Annotated in this window: 14 protein-coding genes; 1 reads left to right on the top strand and 13 read right to left on the bottom strand. The window is 55.2% G+C overall.

Features of this window, described 5'->3' with window-relative positions; translation table 11 throughout:
• Nucleotides 1–27: 27 nt before the first annotated feature.
• The 8 genes from FYJ60_RS07570 to FYJ60_RS07605 form a co-directional block, all read right to left on the bottom strand.
• Complete coding sequence (locus tag FYJ60_RS07570) at nt 28–1,425, bottom strand: glycine--tRNA ligase (protein ID WP_154458058.1); 1,398 nt, start codon at nt 1,423–1,425, stop codon at nt 28–30.
• Between the two features lie 164 nt (nt 1,426–1,589).
• Complete coding sequence (locus FYJ60_RS07575; protein ID WP_154458059.1) at nt 1,590–2,387, bottom strand: hypothetical protein; 798 nt, start codon at nt 2,385–2,387, stop codon at nt 1,590–1,592.
• Nucleotides 2,384–3,673, bottom strand: coding sequence for an adenylosuccinate synthase (locus tag FYJ60_RS07580; RefSeq protein ID WP_154458060.1), 1,290 nt, complete (start codon nt 3,671–3,673; stop codon nt 2,384–2,386). The genes FYJ60_RS07575 and FYJ60_RS07580 overlap by 4 nt, the downstream gene beginning before the upstream one ends.
• 11 nt (nt 3,674–3,684) lie before the next feature.
• Nucleotides 3,685–5,121 (bottom strand): adenylosuccinate lyase, encoded by a 1,437-nt coding sequence (gene purB / locus FYJ60_RS07585; protein WP_154458061.1) that lies wholly within the window; start codon nt 5,119–5,121, stop codon nt 3,685–3,687.
• Nucleotides 5,122–5,241: 120 nt separating this feature from the next.
• Complete coding sequence (locus tag FYJ60_RS07590) at nt 5,242–6,012, bottom strand: amino acid ABC transporter ATP-binding protein (RefSeq protein WP_154458062.1); 771 nt, start codon at nt 6,010–6,012, stop codon at nt 5,242–5,244.
• Between the two features lie 16 nt (nt 6,013–6,028).
• On the bottom strand, nt 6,029–6,685 hold the full coding sequence (locus FYJ60_RS07595; protein WP_154458063.1) for an amino acid ABC transporter permease: 657 nt from the start codon (nt 6,683–6,685) through the stop codon (nt 6,029–6,031).
• Nucleotides 6,686–6,709: 24 nt separating this feature from the next.
• Nucleotides 6,710–6,898, bottom strand: a complete 189-nt coding sequence (locus FYJ60_RS07600) for a hypothetical protein (RefSeq protein WP_154458064.1) — start codon at nt 6,896–6,898, stop codon at nt 6,710–6,712.
• Nucleotides 6,891–7,793: a transporter substrate-binding domain-containing protein gene (locus FYJ60_RS07605; RefSeq protein WP_154458065.1), complete on the bottom strand. Its 903-nt coding sequence runs from the start codon at nt 7,791–7,793 to the stop codon at nt 6,891–6,893. Before FYJ60_RS07605 ends, FYJ60_RS07600 begins: the two co-directional genes overlap by 8 nt.
• A gap of 384 nt (nt 7,794–8,177) precedes the next feature.
• On the opposite strand from FYJ60_RS07605, the gene FYJ60_RS07610 reads away from it, so the two are divergent.
• On the top strand, nt 8,178–8,969 hold the full coding sequence (locus FYJ60_RS07610) for a formate/nitrite transporter family protein (protein WP_154458066.1): 792 nt from the start codon (nt 8,178–8,180) through the stop codon (nt 8,967–8,969).
• 19 nt (nt 8,970–8,988) lie between these two features.
• Here the strand turns inward: FYJ60_RS07610 and FYJ60_RS07615 are convergent, their stop codons facing one another.
• The 5 genes from FYJ60_RS07615 to FYJ60_RS07635 form a co-directional block, all read right to left on the bottom strand.
• A complete protein-coding gene (locus FYJ60_RS07615) occupies nt 8,989–10,995 on the bottom strand; it encodes an ABC-F family ATP-binding cassette domain-containing protein (protein ID WP_154458067.1) in 2,007 nt (668 codons plus the stop codon).
• 5 nt (nt 10,996–11,000) lie between these two features.
• Nucleotides 11,001–12,140, bottom strand: coding sequence for an alanine racemase (alr, locus tag FYJ60_RS07620; RefSeq protein ID WP_154458068.1), 1,140 nt, complete (start codon nt 12,138–12,140; stop codon nt 11,001–11,003).
• A 165-nt stretch (nt 12,141–12,305) separates the two neighbouring features.
• Nucleotides 12,306–12,917, bottom strand: coding sequence for a TM7S3/TM198-like domain-containing protein (locus FYJ60_RS07625; RefSeq protein WP_205839023.1), 612 nt, complete (start codon nt 12,915–12,917; stop codon nt 12,306–12,308).
• Between the two features lie 46 nt (nt 12,918–12,963).
• A complete protein-coding gene (locus FYJ60_RS07630; protein ID WP_205839025.1) occupies nt 12,964–13,707 on the bottom strand; it encodes a YkgJ family cysteine cluster protein in 744 nt (247 codons plus the stop codon).
• Nucleotides 13,708–13,812: 105 nt separating this feature from the next.
• Entirely contained in the window at nt 13,813–15,783 is a 1,971-nt protein-coding gene (locus FYJ60_RS07635) for a fructose-1,6-bisphosphatase (RefSeq protein ID WP_154458071.1), read from the bottom strand.
• Nucleotides 15,784–15,862: the final 79 nt, after the last annotated feature.

Raw genomic sequence — 15,862 nt, forward strand, 5'->3', positions numbered from 1 at the left:
CGCGTCAGATCTATTTGTTACGGTCAATCAGAAGTCAAATTTCCCGTCGAAATACTGATCCAGTTCCTCGATTTTCACCCGCACCTGCTCCATGGTATCCCTGTCGCGGATTGTCACGGCGCCGTCATTTTCGGAATCGAAATCATAGGTCACGCAGTACGGCGTTCCGATTTCATCCTGCCTGCGGTATCTCTTTCCGATATTTCCCCTGTCGTCATATTCACAGTTGTATTTCTCGCAGAGATGGTCGTAAATCTTCTCCGCCTGCTCCGTCAGCTTTTTGGACAGCGGCAGAACAGCAATCTTCACCGGGGCAAGCGCCGGATGGAAATGCAGGACTGTGCGGACATCGTTTTTCTCCTCGTCCAGGACTTCCTCGTCATAGGCGCTGCACAGGAACGCAAGAACCACACGGTCCGCTCCCAGCGACGGCTCAATGACATAGGGGATGTAGCGGATGTTCTTCTGGTCGTCGAAATACGTAAGATCTTGGCCGGATACCTCCTGATGGCGTCCCAGGTCGTAGTCGGTCCGGTCCGCGATTCCCCAGAGCTCTCCCCAGCCGAAGGGGAACAGGAACTCGATATCCGTCGTCGCCTTGCTGTAGAAGCTCAGCTCCTCCTTGGCGTGATCACGGAGCCTCATCTCTTCCGGCTTCATGCCCAGCTTCTGCAGCCAGTCGCGGCAGAAGGATCTCCAGTAATCGAACCACTCCAGATCCGTATCCGGCTCACAGAAAAACTCCAGCTCCATCTGCTCAAACTCACGCGTGCGGAAGGTAAAGTTTCCGGGTGTGATTTCATTCCGGAAAGACTTGCCGATCTGTCCGATTCCGAAGGGAATCTTCTTTCTGGTCGTGCGCTGCACATTCTTGAAATTGACAAAAATACCCTGCGCGGTTTCCGGACGGAGATAAACCGTATTCTTGGCATCCTCCGTGACGCCCTGGAACGTCTTGAACATCAGGTTAAACTGCCGGATATCCGTAAAATTGTGTTTTCCGCAGCTGGGGCAGGGGATCTGATGCTCTTCAATAAAGCCCATCATCTTTTCCTGTGACCATCCGTCGCAGCTGCCGTTCTCGATCTCAATTCCGTTCTGTTCGCAGAAATCCTCGATCAGCTTGTCCGCGCGGAAGCGCTCATGGCACTCCTTGCAGTCCATCAGCGGATCGGAAAAGCTTCCCAGATGCCCGGACGCGACCCAGGTCTGCGGATTCATCAGGATCGCGCAGTCCACGCCCACGTTATATTTATTGTCCTGCACAAACTTCTTCCACCAGGCCTTCTTGACGTTATTCTTCAGCTCCACGCCGAGCGGGCCGTAATCCCAGGTATTGGCCAGGCCGCCGTATATCTCGGATCCCGGAAACACAAACCCGCGTGATTTGGCCATCGCGATAATTTTATCCATTGTCTTTTCCATTTTTTTCCGCCTCTCTGTCTGCTGTTGACTGATTTCTGAAACCGCCGCGGCCCCGCAGGGTCCCGGAAGATATCCCGTGATATGAATGTTCAAAGTACCTTTTATCCCCCTGCACGCAGGCATGCGTGGTGTCGGATTTTGGCACTGTGATCATGGTGGTACTATCATTTATAAATGATATACGCGTAATAATCGGACACGGTGGCATAGGGGTTGATCTGCCGGCTGTCCGTCCCTCCTTCCGCCGCCTGGGAAACAGCGGCCGTCCCGCTTCCGCCTGCGGAGGAAGCAGAGGAAGCCTTGACACTCTCCGTCTGCGTCTCTCCCGCCGAGGATACGCTGCTGTCTGACGAAGCCGCCGCAGGCGTTGCCACCGGCGTATCCAGCACCGTGTTCACCGTTGCCGTCAGCCTTCCGGTTATTGTCACATTGTCCGTGGCATAGAGAATTTTATCCGGAAGCCTTACCTGGACCGGCTCCTCACAGATGAAAATTTTCCACTCCTTTGCCCTCTCGGAGATGATCTCCGCGTCTGCCGCGGCACCCTTTTTGTCTACAAAGCTCTGCGAGACGTCATACCCCGCGTCCTCCGCGGCCTGTATCGTGCCGAGAAAGCAGGTGACGTTGTTAAACTTCGCGTAATCGTCACACGTCGCATAAGTCATCACCGTCTCTGCCGTCCGGTTGGCCACCGTACATTTTGTCAGGGAAACCTTGCCCCCGCCGCTGTCCGTATAATCCGCGATCTCCTGTTCAATGTACTGCTTCAGCTCATCCTCGGTAAACGAGTCCTCTCCCACCGATTCCACCACGGTCTCGGTGATCACTCCCGTCTCGTCCGCGGAGATGGATGTGTTCTCATTGCTGTTCGGGAGAGAGCAGCCCGCCGCAACAATTCCTATAGCGCCTGCCAGCGCTCCCGCCAGCAGCGTCTGTTTCCGATTTCTGTTGTTCCGCTTCATACAGCTCCCCGGCGATAAATAATGTCATCTCTTCCCGGTCCGTTGGAAACCATGGTGATGGGATATCCGATCTGGCTTTCGATGAAATTCACATAATCCTGCGCTTCCCTGGGAAGATCCTCAAATTTCCGGATGCCCCGGATGTCGCATTTCCAACCCTTAAAGGTACGGTAAACCGGTTTGCAGCGCTTCAGGTCTTTGGTAACCGGAAATTCCGTGATTTCCTTCCCGTCCAGCTCGTAGGCCACGCAGACGGGAATCTCGTCCAGATATCCCAGGTCATCCAGCACCGTGAACGCGACATCCGTCGCGCCCTGCAGGCGGCACCCGTATTTAGACGCCACACAGTCGTACCATCCGACCCTTCTGGGTCTGCCCGTCGTCGCGCCGTACTCTCCCCCGTCTCCGCCATGATTGCGGAGGAGCTCTGCGTCCTCCCCGAAAATTTCAGAGACAAATTCACCCGCGCCCACCGCGGAAGAATAAGCCTTGGAGACGACGACCACTTTTTTGATCTCATAGGGTGGAATTCCGGCCCCGATGGCGCCGTATGCCGCCAGAGGAGAGCTGGAGGTCACCATCGGGTAGATGCCGTGATCCGGATCCTTCATGGTGCCCAGCTGGCCCTCCAGCAGAATGTTTTTCCCCTCCCGGATCGCTGTATCCAGGTAAAGAGACACATTGCCCAGATAATCCTTCACCTTTTCCCTTCTGTCTTTGATCCACTGAAGGAGCCCCTGCCTGTCAATCGGATCCGTGTGGTAAAGTCCGGTCAGCAGGACATCCTTCTGGTCCGCAATGCGGTTGATTTTCTCCATCAGGACCTCGTCGTCCTGATAAAATTCGTTGATCTGCCAACCGATCTTGGCAAATTTATCACTGTAGAAGGGCGCAATGCCGGACTTCGTGGAACCGAAGGATTTTCCCGCCAGCCTGGCCTCCTCCAGGGAATCAAACTGCACATGGTAGGGCATCATGACCTGTACGCGGTCAGAAACCATCAGTTGCGGCTTCGGCACCCCGCGGGACACAATCTCATCCAGTTCCTGTATAAATTTATCAATATCGAAAGCCATGCCGTTTCCGATGATATTCATGATATCCGGATGGAATACGCCGGAGGGCATGGTGTGAAGCGCAAATTTTCCGTACTGATTCACAATGGTGTGGCCGGCATTTGCGCCGCCCTGGAAACGGATGACAATATCCGCCTCGTTTGCCAGTGTATCGGTAATTTTTCCCTTTCCCTCATCGCCCCAGTTTGCACCAACAACAGCCTTAACCATGACATCCTCCTTTATACAGAAATCGTTGCCCTGACGCCCAGAAGATCCTTCCTCTCCTTCAGGAGAGGGTCAATGACTTCCTTCAGGTACTTCTCCACCTGACGGGGAGCGCGTCCGATGTATTTTTTCGGATCCATGGATTTTCTCAGGTCGCCGATGGATAGGTTGAAGGCCGGATCCGCCGCGATGCGGTCCAGCAGGTCGTTCTCACGCCCCTGCTCCTTAACCGTCCTTCCCGCCTCCATGGAGAGCTCCCGGATTCTTTCATGCAGCTCCTGCCGGTCGCCTCCCGCTTTCACGGCGTCCATCATGATGTTCTCCGTGGCCATAAAGGGCAGCTCCGCCATCAGGTGCTTTTCAATGACCTTCGGATAAACCACAAGACCGTCCGCCACGTTCAGAACCAAATCCAGAATGCCGTCGACCGCCAGGAAGCCTTCCGCGACGGAGAGTCTCTTGTTCGCCGAGTCGTCCAGCGTCCTCTCGAACCACTGCTCCGAAGAAGTCATGGCCGGATTCAGCGCGTCAATCATCACATATCTGGACAGGGAGGCAATCCGCTCGCTCCGCATCGGGTTCCGCTTATAGGCCATGGCAGAGGAGCCGATCTGGGTTTTTTCAAACGGCTCTTCGACCTCTTTCAGATGCTGCAGGAGGCGGACATCATTGGAGAACTTATGCGCGCTGGCCGCAATTCCCGCCAGGACATTCAGCACCCTGGTGTCTACCTTTCTGGAATAGGTCTGTCCGGACACCGGATAGCATTCCCGGAACCCCATTTTTTCCGCGATCATCGGGTCAATCCGGTCTACCTTCTCCTGATCCCCGTTGAACAGCTCCAGGAAGCTGGCCTGCGTTCCCGTTGTCCCCTTGGAGCCGAGCAGCTTCAGCGTGCCCTGCACATACTCCAGATCTCCGAGATCCATGACAAACTCATTCAGCCAGAGGGTCGCCCGCTTGCCCAGCGTTGTGGGCTGCGCCGGCTGGAAATGAGTAAAAGCAAGGCAGGGCTGGTCTTTTTCCTTTCTGGCGAATTTCGCCAGCACGTCTATGACATTGACCAGTTTTTTCCGGATGAGCTTCAGGGCCTCGCTCATAATAATAATATCTGTATTGTCTCCCACATAGCAGGAGGTTGCGCCCAGATGGATAATGCCCTTTGCCTTCGGGCACTGGACGCCGTAGGCATAGACATGGGACATAACGTCATGACGGACCACTTTCTCCCTTGCCCTTGCCACATCATAATTGATGTCGGACACATGCGCCTTCATCTCGTCAATCTGTTCCTGCGTAATATTCAGTCCGAGCTCCTTCTCCGTCTCAGCCAGAGCAATCCAGAGCCTTCTCCATGTGGTGAACTTAAAATCCTCGGAAAAAATGTGCTGCATTTCCCTGCTGGCATAGCGCTCTGACAGGGGACTGATATAGCCGTCCGTATTTGCCATGTTCTTTCCCTTCCTGAATGAATCTTTCGGAATGAATCCGAAGCCAGTCCTGAGGCCGCAAAAAGCCATAAATCACGTTGCCATTATAAGGCATAGACAGGGTAAAAGCAAACCATACCCTTAATCCGGATTGGCGTAGCCCGACAAAAACCGGCGGGTTCTTTCCTCCTTCGGATGGTGAAAGATCTCCTCCGGTGTTCCCTGCTCCGCAATCACGCCCTTATCCATAAAGATCACCTGGTCGGACACGTCGCGCGCAAAGGACATCTCGTGCGTCACAATAATCATGGTCGTGTGCTGCTCCGCCAGGCTGCGGATGACCTTCAGCACTTCGCCGGTAAGCAGCGGATCCAGCGCGGAGGTCGGCTCGTCAAAGCAGAGAATATCCGGCTGCAGGGCGAGTGCCCGGGCAATGGCCACCCGCTGCTGCTGTCCCCCGGAGAGCTGGTGCGGGTAGTTGTTCTCCCTGTTTTCCAGCCCCATCTTCCGAAGGAGCTCTCTTCCGTGCGACTCAATCCTGCCGAGGCTCTCCGCGTCCGCTTTTTCCAGCGCCAGCTTCGGGGCCAGCGTCACGTTTTCCAGTGCCGTGTACTGCGGAAAAAGGTTGAAATTCTGAAAAACTAACCCGAAATGCAGGCGTTTTTTCCGGATCTGCTCCTCACTCTCCTGCGCTTTTTCCGCCGCGTCAAACAGCTTTTCTCCGCGTACCGTGATGGTTCCCCCGTCCGGTACCTCCAGAAAGTTCAGACAGCGGAGCAGGGTGGTTTTCCCGCTACCGGAGGAACCGATGATGGAAACCGCCTGCCCCTCCTCCATCTGAAAGCTGATATCCTTCAGCACCTTCGTGTTCTCAAAATTTTTTTCTATATGTGATACTTCCAGAAGTGCCATTTTTTCCCTCATGCTTTCAGCGGAAATAACTCAATTTTTTCTCGATATATCCGAACAGGATGGTCAGCAGGCCGCAGAACAGAAGATAAAACACGCCCGTATAAAACAGCGGCCAGATCAGCCCGTTGGATTTGGTAAAGGAATTGCCCATGAAAATAATTTCTGTAACACTGATGACGTTTGCCAGAGAGGTATCCTTAACCAGTGTGATAATTTCGTTTGACATGGGCGGGACAATCCGTTTGATCACCTGCAGAAGAACGACCTTCCGGAAAATCTGCCCCCTGGTCATTCCGAGAACCTGCCCGGCCTCATACTGGCCGACCGGGACCGACTGGATGCCGCCGCGGTAGATCTCCGAAAAATAGCAGGAATAATTGATGACAAAGGCCACCAGCGCAGCGACAAACCGCCCGTTGTTTCCCATGCCGTTCCATACCGGATTTCCCAAAAGGCCCGGTCCGTAAAAAATAACCATCAGCTGCAGCATCAGCGGCGTCCCGCGGATCACCCAGATGAGAAACTTGATGGGATATTTCAGAATCTTCGCCCTGCTCATGGAACCAAGGCTGAGCAGCAGCCCCAGGGGCAGGGAAAACAGCAGGGTCAGGGCAAATAATTCCACCGTTTTCGCAAATCCCTGCAGAAGCTGCAAAGTTACTGTGATAAACATGTCGCTACTCCTTGAAACTCTTTTTCAGTAAAACCGCCATGTCACAAGCGCGTGACACCACAGATTGTCTCCGCCGCGCACGCCGCCGTGCCGCCGGATTTTCCCTGTCACGCAGAAAAGCAGGCCGGCTCCCGCAGAGGGGAGATCCGACCTGTCGTCAGAAGCTGACGCTTCTTTTTCTTCTGTTTCCTGCGCCGGAAAGCAGTCAGGCAATCGGAATCAGGGATTCCTGCACACCGTATTTTTCTGCCAGCTCCTTCAGTGATCCGTCCTTCTCATAAGAGGCAAGCGACTGATTGATGAATTCCGCCAGATCCGATCCCTTTCTGCAGCCGATCCCATATTCCTCACTGGTGAGTTCTACCGTATGCACCATATCCGCAAAATCCGTTCCCTCGCCGATCATCGCTCCAGCCATCAGCAGGTCAATGATGCAGGCGTCTGATGTCCCGGACTTCACCTCCATTAACGCATTGGCCTGGGATTCCACCGAGGAATAATTAAATCCCGCGTCCTTCGCGGCCTCTTCTCCTGCCGATCCGGTTTCCACGGCGAAATTCAGGCTCTTCATGCTCTCGGCATCCGGATACTGGTCTGCCTTGTCCGCAGGCATGACGACAACCTGCGCGTTTTTCAGATACGGCTTGGTACACTCCATGGAATTGGTAACCTCATCCGTAAGGGTCATTCCATTCCAGACCACATCGATGCTCTTGTTCTGCAGCTCCAGGATCTTGCTGTCCCAGTCGATTTCCACAAACTCCACATCAACGCCCAGGTCGTCCGCCACCTTCGTCGCCAGATCCGCGTCAAAGCCGATCCAGTTTCCGCTGTCGTCCTTATAATCCATCGGCGCGAAATCTGTAACGCCGACGATCAGTTTTCCCTTTCCTTTAATATAGTCCACATCGCTGTCTCCCGACGCAGTGCCGGAGGATGCCGATGTGCTCTGCGCTGTGACAGAAACCTCCTGCGCCTGGCTTTCAGACGCTGCCGCTCCGGATGATGCCGAAGCAGAGGAACTTCCTGCCGCGGAAGAACTTCCGCATCCCGCCAGGCCTGCCGCCATTGCCACGGCAAGAATGCCGCCGATTACTTTCTTTTTCATAGATTTTCTCCTCCTGTCATACGATCCCTGCAGGGTAAAGGAACGCCGCAGACGTACCCTTCCCTCATTGCCGCGGGAAATGGCCGTTCCTTTCACGTTGTCGTGTGTAATCACTTTACCATGATAAACTACCCTGCGCAAGCGATATCGTACCATAGGAAAAAATACTCGTCAATCCCGACATCTCCCTTCCGCGGAAATCCGGCCGCAGAAGACAACCGGGGGAGGATAAATGGACGCATGGAAGAAGCATAAAAATGATTTGACAACGCATTTTTTTGACAGATAATAAAAGTTAGGTTTGCTGATACAGACATCATGTGCAGAACCCTGTATCTCAAAATCGTGTTACTTCCCTGTTTGGTTCTGTGAGGAGGAAAAACTATGAATTCACCTGCGGAGATTGCTAGAAACTACGTTGACATCGGAGTCAGAAAAATCAGCCTTCCTGTTCCGAAAATGTTCCTTCTGGGCATCCTGGCCGGCATCTACATCGCCTTCGGGGCCGTGGCCAGCCAGGCGGTTGCCGTCAGCATCCCGCTGGCTTCCGTCGCAAAGTTCGCGGGAGCCTGCGTATTCCCGGTCGGACTGATGCTTGTCCTGTGCGCCGGCTCGGAACTTTTCACCGGCAACTGTCTTCTTATCATTCCGGTTCTGGAGAAAAAGGCTTCCGTTGGCCGGATGCTGAAAAGCTGGCTTTTCGTATACCTTGGAAACCTGGCGGGAAGTATCCTTACCGCGCTGGCCGTCACTTACGGCCATGTCCTCTCCCTGTTTGATTCCGGTCTGGCAAAATCTGTCGTCTCCACGGCATCCGGAAAAGTGAGCATGAGCTTCACCGATGCCATAATCCGGGGAATCCTGTGCAACATCCTGGTGTGTCTGGCTGTCTGGGTCTCTTTCGCGGCAAAGGAGCTTGCCGGCAAAATCATCGGCCTGATGCTTCCGGTTATGGTTTTTGTCCTATGCGGTTTTGAACACAGCGTGGCAAACATGTACTTTGTCCCTGCCGGAATCTTCGCCTCCTCCGAGTACGGAATCGCGGCGGACGGCCTGAACTGGGGAACCTTTTTTGCCCGGAACCTTCTTCCTGTCACCATCGGGAATATCATCGGCGGCTCTGTCATTGTCGGATGTACCTACTGGTTCTGCTACCTCCGGAAGAAAAACGTGTAAATAACGGTTTTTTACGCCTTCACGTTTTCTGTCCGTCCGGCGTATCCAGCCAGATCTCATACCAGTCCAGACATGTCCGCGTCCAGCGCGCGCATGTCCGGACTGTTTTTTCTTCGGCCGTTTCCGGCTTTTCCGGCTTTTCCGCCGTCACGGCAGACAGCTCCTGCCTGCCGTCCCCTGCTTCCGCGTATGTTCTGCACGAAGAGCCGCCTGCCCGGCTCTCTGCCCTTTCCGATATGCCGACGTTTTCGGCAAATTCCTTCAGCCGCAGGCACCGGATCTCCTCCAGAGCGGCGCATGCGTCCCGGTAGTCCTTCTCCGCCTTCTCCCTCTCCCTCTTGTTCAGCCCGAAGCGCCAGTCCAGCTCCGCCTCCTCGGTGGAAATCTCACGAAGCCGGAAGCGCTCTGCTTTCGGGACCGCCCGCAGCTCCTCGATCAGCCTCTGATTTTCCGCTGTGCGGACCGCGGCCGCGTCCTGACCGTCGGCAGCCTTTCTCCGGCTCTCCCTGTAGTGCGTATAGCCAAAGGGATAGTACCGGACTTCTTTGTTCCCCTTCTCGAAAATCAACAGAGAATCGGCCACCCGGTCCAGAAAGTAGCGGTCATGAGAGACAAACAGAATCGTCCCGCGGTAGCACCGGAAAACCGATTCCATGGTTTCCTTGGCGGGGATATCCATGTAATTGGTCGGCTCATCCAGAATCAGGAAATTCGGGCCAGACTGCAGCAGAGAGGCAAGCACCAGGCGGGCCTTTTCCCCGCCGGAAAGATCACAGACCCTCTTCCCCAGATCCTTTCCCCGGAACAGATATCCCGCCAGGATTTCCCGTATTTCCTTCTCATGCAGGGCCGGGTATCTGTCATGAAACCACTCCAGCACCGAACACGCGTCCCGGATATCCGCAGACATCTGGTCAAAGTACGCGGCATCGGTATGCTCTCCCATCCGCTGGCTCCCGGACAGAGGCGGAAGCTTCCCGGCAATCGTCCGGAGAAAGGTACTTTTCCCGGAGCCGTTCGGTCCCAGAATGCCGATCTTCTGCCCCCGGCGGATCCGGAAAGAAATTTCCTGCAGCGGTTTTCCCCTGTCATAGCCGGTCTCCAGATGCTCGCACTCGTAAACCCACCTGCCTCCCCGCCGTGCAGGAAGAATCTCTCCAAAGTGGATCACCGCGTCATCCGGATCCGGTTTTTCGGCCGGCTTCATCCGCTCCAGCAGTTTTTTTCTGTTTCTGGCAAAAGCCGCCTTCCGCGGACGGTTCTTAAACCGCGCGATCAGCTCCTTCTCCCTTTCGATTTCCTCCTGCTGCTGCCGGTATTTTTTCAGCTTCCGCTCATACGCCGCCGCCTTTTCCTTTACAAAGGCCGAATAGTTTCCGGGATAGCGCACCAGTTTCTGTCCGGCCGCCTCCCAGACGACATCCGCTGTCCGGTCCAGAAAATAGCGGTCATGAGAAACCATGACGACCGCCTTTTTATAATTCCGGATATAGTTTTCCAGCCACTCCACCGAGTCCAGATCCAGGTGATTGGTCGGCTCGTCCAGAATCAGGACATCCGGCTGCAGGAGAAGAAGCCGGATCAGCATCAGCTTTGTCTGCTCGCCTCCCGAAAACTCCTTCAGTTTCTTTGTCCTGGCGGAAAGGGGAAAGCCGAAATTTGTCAGCATGCGGTGATACCGCTGTTCCTCCTCATAATACTCCGGAGAGAAGCGGTATTCCGCAGGCCTGCCGGAGAGCAGGGCCTGCTGCACCAGCTCCTCTACCGTCTTTTCCGGCTGGTCCGCGGCCTGCTGGTTCAGCATGCCAAGGGAAAAAGTCCTTGCCTGCGTCATGCCCGAATCCGGGTTTTTCTCGTTTTTTTCCAGCTCGATCTCTCCGGCAAGCACCTTCAGGAGCGTGGTCTTTCCCGCCCCGTTGCGGCCTGTCACCGCAATTTTTTCCGTGCCGCGTATTTCAAAGGAAAAATGGGAAAGGACCGGCGTGCCATTGCGGCACGCCGATCCGTCTCTGATCTCAAGAAGCATATTTTCTACTGATCCTCATCATAGAGCCGCACAACCCTGGGGGAAATGCCGCACAGCATCTCGTAATTAAATCTTCCGGCAGGATCCGCGACTTCCTCTACGGGAATAAACCCGCCTCCGTCGCGCCCGATCAGGGTAACGACGTCCTCTACCTTTACATCCGGTATGCCACTGACATCCACCATCATCTGGTCCATGCAGATTCTTCCCAGAATCGGCGCGTACTGCCCGCGGATCAGCACCCTGCCTTTGGATGACAGCGCCCGCGGATATCCGTCCGCGTATCCGGCGGAGACCGTCGCGATGCGGGTAACCGGCTTATCCGTCACATAGGTGGCGCCGTAGCTGACGCCGACCCCCGGTCCCACATCCTTGACATGGATCACATGCGCCTTCCACTGAAGCGCCGGCTCCAGATGAAGGTTTTCCTTGCTGACCTCCTCGGAGGGATAGATCCCGTAGGTAATGATACCGGAGCGTACCATGCCGAATCTCCAGGTATCCTGGTCAAACTCCATAATCCCGGCGCTGTTGCAGACATGAAGGATGGGAATTTCCACCCCGCGCTGCCGCAGCAGCTCCACCATGGCGTCAAACTTCTTCATCTGGTTTCTGGTGTAGGACTGATCCTGCTGGTCGCAGCAGGAGAAGTGGGTAAACATCCCCTCGATACCAACAGACGGAAGCGATGCGATCTCCGCGATCCTGTCCGCTTCTTTTTCGTTTACCTGAAACCCGATCCTTGTCATTCCGGTGTCCAGCGCGATGTGCATCCGTGCCCTTACTCCCTGCCGTTCCGCCTCGCTGCTCAGCGCGCGGGCGTCCTCCACCCGGTAAATGGAGGGGCGGATGTCCTCCGCAATCATCTCCGGATATTCCGAGGGAGAGGTATATCCCAAAATCAGCACGGGAAGGGAAATATCATTTTCCCGGAGTTCCAGGGCCTCGTCCACGGTGGCCACCGCAAAAAAATCAACCATGTCCTCCAGCGCGTGCGCCACGCGCACGGCGCCGTGCCCGTAGGCGTCGGCCTTTACCACCGCGAGCATTCTTACCCCCGGCGCGATTCTTTTTTTTGCCTCTGCGATATTATGCCGGATTGCCCGCAGAGATACCTCCGCATAGCATCTGTAATACTTATCCATGATTTTTCTCCTGTGCCATCCTGTTCAAATAGCCTTCGGCATGCAGATGGCTGCAGGGCATGGGAAAGCTGTGCCGTCATCCGGCACTGCCTGAAAACAGGTTCCAACGCATGATTATATACGAGGAGGCTCCGCGTTGCAACGGCAGCTGCAGTCTCCGGCCTGTCAGCGCCGTCTCCCGGCCGCCCGCGGCCTGCTGTCATCCGCCGTCATCAGGAACTGCAGCATGATGCCGCAGGCCGCCAGGACAAGAAGAATGATCAGACGGGAGTTCTGCACCTGCAGCAGCGTGACGGAGGGAGCCAGAGATGTCAGCGCGCGGACAGCCGCGTACGCCCCGCTCCCGGCCGTAATAACAATAATAAAAGGCCGCGCGAATTTCACGGAAAGGATGCCGACCGCCACAAAGGCCGCGATCTCCAGGACAAAGGCAAGTACCGTCCAGCCGTCTCCGGAAGGAAACGATATGGCGGAGACCAGGTAAAACCCCAGAAGGCCGCAGAACACAAAGACTCCCATCAGATAGATCTTAAAGGCAAGAAAGCCGACAAGCAGGCCCGCCGCGATACCAGCCAGCACGGGAACGGCGGCGGAGTCGCTGACCAGCTGTCCGGAAATGCCGTATCCCAGAAGGAATCCCAGAAGAAACCCGAAAAGGGTGATCCAGAATTTTAACAGACGGTAGCCGAAAAAGCACTGAATGATGCCGGTAATCAGCGACAGGACAAGAAACACCGCCGATATCTGATCCAGTAATTTTGTGATGGAATCCAACATTCCCTTTCCTCCGTGACAGGCAGCAGATGTCTGCCCTTCTGACCAATCAGTTTCTTCCCTGCGCCTGCAGGACGGGTGCCAGGGTCTCGCGGACTTTTTTTCTTCTGGCCGCATACTGCGGATAAAAATCCTGTCCCGTCTGGTAAGGCTGTACATAAAAGACCTGAAGGATGTAACGGCGCATCTGATCCGCGCTCTGCCCGGTCAGAAGCTCTGTCTTTTGCCCGGCCGTACGCAGGAAGTCATGCCAGTCCGCCGCAAATTTCTCATAGGCATCCAGATCCGGCGTGTCCAGCCAGTCCCGCAGAAGGACAGGGGTTCCTGTTCTTCCTGGGCATTCCTCTTTCTGAAGAATATAGACAAACGTCCGCCCGGAAAACCGCTGTCCGCCTTTCTGGCGCAGTTCTTCCGGATCCGGATAGTAGCGTCCCATGGGGAACATCCGGCAGAAGGACGGGCGGAAGGCATGGATAGTGCAGCGCCCGTCCCCGCCGAGAAACGGGCAGCCGTCCTCTTTGTCTTCCTGTGTCTCATCGTGCTCCATCAGATTCGGAAGAATCAGCCCGTCCACCAGACGGATCTCAATCTGCTTCTCGATCATATCGGTAAACGTCCGGTGAATCCCGACGGTCAGCCGGTACATATCATACGGATCGAGAATAATGGAATCCCCTGTGTTTCTGCAGCACTCCGAGCAGCCCGCACAGCCCCCGCAGCCTGTCGGAGCCATATCATCCGGCAGATAAAATTTTCCGTCGGATATTTCCTCTATATCCACGTCCCGAAGCATACGATCTCCTTCCCCGCGGTTTTCCGCAGACAGGTCTGCCCTGTATCCGCGCTTTCCTGGCCCGTCCTTCGGACTTCCCAGGCGCCTCCTGCGCCGCAAAGCCTGTTATTTCACCCTGGGCCGCTCGATAATCAGGCCGCTCCGGTAAGCGGCAAGCAGCTCCTTCAGTTCCCCGATCCGGCTCTGCAGCTCTCTTCCGTTGTCCGTGTCCGCAACATGAAGGCGGTGCGGCGCCATCGTCACCATAATCCGGTCCGAATGGATATCCGTCTCGTTCCGGATGGCGTCCTCGGTGGAGGTAAATGGCTTATGGGCGACCAGCATCATGCCGTAGGAATTGTAAATCAGCGTATAGCCGGCAATCCCCGTGCTGGACTGGTAGGCGCGGGAAAAGCCTCCGTCTATAATCAGCACCTTTCCTCCGCATTTAACGGGACTTTCGCCGTCTCTCTGACGGACCGGGACGTGCCCGTTCACAATGTGCGCGTCTTCACCGAGGCCGAACTCCGCCAGGACATGGTTCATGACCTCCTCGTTGTCCAGGAGGCGGTAATACGGATTCTTTCTCTCTACGTGGGTCTCCGGCTCCTTCAGAAAATATCTCTCAAAAGTAGCCATCTTGTCTTTTCCGAACAGCGGGGACTGCGGGCTGCTCCAGATCCACCAGAGAATGTCCCTTCCCTTTTCCTTTTCCGTCCTGTCCACCGCAAAGAAGGCCTTGCGGACATATTTTTCCAGCTCGTCGTACAGAGCCTTCCCGGAGTATTTCTTCCCGTACACGTTGACCTTCTGGAACTGTCCGTTCTCGTCCAGAGGCAGGCAGCCGTGGTACAGCAGGTTGTTATTGTAGATCTTGTACAGGTTTCCCTTGTTCAGGAGAAAGCTCATGTGCGACTGCAGGCGCTCGCACTGCAGAAACGCCGACTGCAGACGTTCCATGACCTCCCGCTCTTCCGCCGTAAGCCGGTACGGATCCTTCGGATCAATCGTCGGGAAATTGGTGTCCAGAAGGCGGTACCTTTTTCCGTCCAGTTCGATCTCTCCCTTTTCGTAATCAATCTTATCCAGAAGGAGACGGTTTTCCATGTTGAACGTTTTCCGCTTCCTGATCAGCTGTCCCTCCAGCTTGAACTGGATAATCGTGATGGCCTTGTGGATCCGCATGTTCAGATCCACCTCCTCCACCCGGTACTGGTCCGCGCCGCCCGATTTTACCCGGAAAAGCTCACAGGGGTCGTCCTTATAGGTTTTCAGCGCAAAGGTCGCCAGCGGCAGCATATTGATGCCGTACCCGTCCTCCAGAATGTCCAGATTGCCGTAACGGGCCGAAAAACGTATGACCGTGGCAATACAGGCAGGAGAACCTGCCGCGGCGCCCATCCAGACAATGTCATGGTTGCCCCAGGTAATGTCCACGGAATGGTAGCGCATCAGCCTGTCCACAATTTTATCCGGACTGGGTCCCCTGTCGTAGATATCCCCCAGAATATGAAGATGGTCCACGACCATAGTCTGGATCAGATAGCAGAGGGCCGTGATAAACGGCTCCGCGCTGCCGATCTCGATAATGGTATCGACAATCGAATTGTAATAGGCCTCCTTGTCCAGAACCTCCGGTTTTTCCGTGATCAGCTCCTCGATCACATAGGCAAAGTCCTTCGGAAGAGCCTTGCGGACCTTGGATCTGGTATACTTGGAGGAAGCCCTCTTGCACACCTCAATCAGACGGTAAAGAGTGATCTTGTACCAGTCGTCGATATCCTTTTCCGATTTCCGGATCAGGTTCATCTTCTCGCCCGGATAATAGATGAGTGTGGCCAGGGAGTTTTTATCCGCCTCCGAGAGCGTTCTCCCGAAAACCTCGTCAATCTTTTTCTTCACCGATCCGGAGCCGTTTTTCAGCACATGGGTAAACGCCTCGTACTCCCCGTGCACATCTGTAAGAAAATGCTCCGTCCCCTTCGGAAGATTCAGAATAGACGACAGATTGATAATCTCCGTGGAAGCCTCCGCAATCGTCGGATAAAGCTCCGCAAGCCGCTGCAGGTACCGCAGCTCCATATCCTGTTCCTTCATAGTTTCCTCCCGGTTTTATCCCTGTAATCCGCGGTGCCGGTACTGCCGGCACCGCAGGGGTGCTGCCGGCCTGTCCCTG

This window comes from Bilifractor porci (assembly GCF_009696005.1).
Lineage (GTDB): Bacteria > Bacillota > Clostridia > Lachnospirales > Lachnospiraceae > Bilifractor > Bilifractor porci.